The sequence below is a fragment of the Fodinibius sp. genome, from assembly GCF_041642155.1.
Classification (GTDB): domain Bacteria; phylum Bacteroidota; class Rhodothermia; order Balneolales; family Balneolaceae; genus Fodinibius.
This window is the reverse complement of record NZ_JBEPWZ010000357.1, coordinates 1-2,745: the sequence shown is the minus strand read 5'-3', so window position 1 is coordinate 2,745 and position 2,745 is coordinate 1. Positions and strand designations below refer to the sequence as shown.

At 49.6% G+C, this 2,745-nt stretch carries 4 protein-coding genes; all 4 read right to left on the bottom strand.

Annotated features, from left to right (window positions below):
• Positions 1-331 (bottom strand): hypothetical protein (locus ACESLU_RS13865; protein ID WP_372639225.1); only part of this gene is annotated, 331 nt, incomplete at its 3' end.
• Positions 332-391: 60 nt separating this feature from the next.
• Positions 392-1,336 carry a metal-dependent hydrolase gene (locus tag ACESLU_RS13860; RefSeq protein ID WP_372639224.1) on the bottom strand — a complete coding sequence of 315 codons (945 nt, stop codon included), beginning with the start codon at positions 1,334-1,336 and terminating at the stop codon, positions 392-394.
• A gap of 121 nt (positions 1,337-1,457) precedes the next feature.
• A complete protein-coding gene (locus ACESLU_RS13855; RefSeq protein ID WP_372639223.1) occupies positions 1,458-1,880 on the bottom strand; it encodes a VOC family protein in 423 nt (140 codons plus the stop codon).
• 13 nt (positions 1,881-1,893) lie between these two features.
• Positions 1,894-2,745, bottom strand: an 852-nt coding sequence (locus ACESLU_RS13850; protein WP_372639221.1) for a sugar phosphate isomerase/epimerase family protein, incomplete at its 5' end; no start/stop codon positions are given.

Below are 2,745 nucleotides of genomic sequence, written 5' to 3'. Positions count from 1 at the left end.
GCCGGTCGATCAGTTCCAGAGTTTCATCGACCCGAATCGGATCTATGCGGATCATCCCAGATATATACTCTTTTTCCTTCTTGAGCAAAGCAATGTTTTCTCGCGCGTTTTTTTCAGCTTCCGCAGCTGTAACAGTGCCGCCACCGACCCTGAGACGGGCAATATCGAGTGAAAACACACGCTCAACTCCCATACGGTCAAAATAGGGCATGACCTCCGCATGCCTGCTCAACCCATGATAGTGAAGATCCCAGATCCGCATATCTAAAAGCTCTTCTCGGGATGGAAGACCGTATGCTTCGGGTTTGATGGCAAAGTTATAGTCACTCATATGCTTGATAGTTCCGGCGTAATCCACGCCGTTGTTTTAATTTGAGACTCTTGACATTTGTTATATTACCGACAGAAGGTTTTCTGCGTTTTTGCTCATGATTGTCCGGGCCTGCTTTTCTGAAAGACGAGATTCCATGAACTTAAACAGCGAGTTTTCGAGCGGAAAATAAGGAAAATGGGACCCGAACAGCAGTCGTTCGGACGGAATTGAAATATCCCGCATATACCAGTGATCCCCCTCTATTATGCGTCCCAGGGCGCCCAACCCGTCCAGGTTGGAAATCTCAAAAAGAACCTCTGTCTCTTCGACCATCAACTGCAGACGTTCTCCCCGCACGTGGCGAAAGGGATGTACTAACTGTAAACGGGCCTCAGGTATCCCGCTCAACACCTCGGGCAGAGGACTAACATCCACATTTGGCACCTCGACCAGCGGATGCTGCATTCGTTCATCCTCCATGGCAATAACGAGTTGAACGAGCAGGTTCCGCTCTGTGGCTGCCCGGAGCAAGCAGGTAAAAGGCTCCTGCTCAAGTGAATATCCGTGATAACCTGGGTAGAGCCTGATGCCGGGCATCTTGTACTCTTCATGGCAGCGCCGAAGATCCTCTTCCCAGTCCGGGAACATCGGGTTGACCGTCCCGAAAGGAAGGAGCATTCCGTCGCCTTTTTTCCTGCATTCTTTGGTCAGGCTGGCGTTGACATAGTCAATATTCTTGTGAAAGAGCGAGCTATAGCTACCGGCCCACGCCTGCCTTATATTGTGGCGTCTTAGTTTGTCCACAAGCACTTGCGTTGCTCCGTACTTGAAATCCCGGAAAGGATAACACAGCAGGTGGACGTTGGTATCAATTGTGGCTCCGTCTCCGGAAGGTGTTGCCTGCTCATTCTGCCGGTAGGCTTCTCCCTGCCGTGTACCAACAGTCCGTGCGGCCGAGCTGAACGGTGCACCCAGTGCCGCGGCCGCCATAACGGATCCTTTTAAAAATCGACGTCTATCCATATGGTTGTTTCGTGATGTTATAACCTCTTGTTTTGTTTATGACACCGGAGAGCGCCTGCGATTTAAGATTTGCTGGTTGGGAGCCACCTCTGTCCTTAACAGAAGCAATCTATAATCTACCTCAATCTTCAGGCAGCATATCCGGATTCCAGACGACCTCCCACAAATGAGTGTCAGGATCTTGAAAATAACCGGCATACCCACCCCAAAACGTATTCTGAGCTTGTTTTACGATTCGGGCACCCGCTTTTTCCGCTTGTCGCATAACCTCGTCAACCTGAGCCTTGGAAGAAACGTTATGGCCAAGGGTGAATTCCGCAGGATTGGGCTTATATTCAGAAATACCCGTATCGTGGGCAATACTTTCACGCGGCCAAATGGCTAATCTGAGTCCCTCTTGCAAATCAAAAAAAGCCACCGCGCCGTGCTCAAATTCTTCCCCCATAATTCCTTCTGTGGGTAAACCAAGGCCATCGCGATAAAATTGAAGAGCCCGTTCCAAATCATCGACCCCAATTGTAATAACCGTTATTCTGGGTTTCATCGCAATCCCTTGCCTATGCCGAGAGTTCTTTTCCGACGTTCACCAGCAACTCTTTTGTGGCCTTGATCCCTTCGAACTCACTGAGCTCACTTCCCTCATATTCTATACCGATATGTCCGGTATATCCCGCATCCTGTACAATCTCAAGCATCTTTCGATAATCAATATTTGTTTCTTCTCCTTCCTCATTGAAGGCATGACTCTTGGCGCTGACTCCCCTGGCATACGGCATCATTTCTTCGACTCCCGTATAATTATCATACTCCTCAACACAGGCTCCGTCCTCGCTTTTTATACAAAAGTTACCGAAATCAGGTAACGTGCCGCAGTTATCCATGCCAACCTGCTCCATCACATCGGCAAGCCACTTTCCATCAGAAGAATATCCGCCGTGATTTTCAACAATTACACTGATATCATAATCTTCGGCAAACGTAGCCAGGCTGCCCAGGCCGTCGACGGCTGTCTGCTTCTGTTCCTCTTTCGTTCCGCCCCCGCGGGCATTCACGCGAATGGAATGGCATCCCAGGTATTCGGCCGCTTCCACCCATTTATAGTGATTTTCCACCGCTTCCCGGCGTTTTTCGTCATCGATTGCAGCCAGGGGCCCTTCCCCATCAATCATAATGAGTAACTGCTCTACTCCCAGGTCATCACATCTTGCATTCATCTCGTCCAGATAGTCGGTGTCTTCCGCTTTATCCATAAAGAACTGGTTGACATACTCTACGGCAGTAATCCCAAACTCATCCCTGGTTGTGGCTGGGAAATCAAGATGATCCAGCTCCCCGTCAAAGATGGCGTTATGCAGGCTCCATTGCGCCAGTGAAATGTCAAAAAAAAGATCGTCCTCCGACTCCGAGGT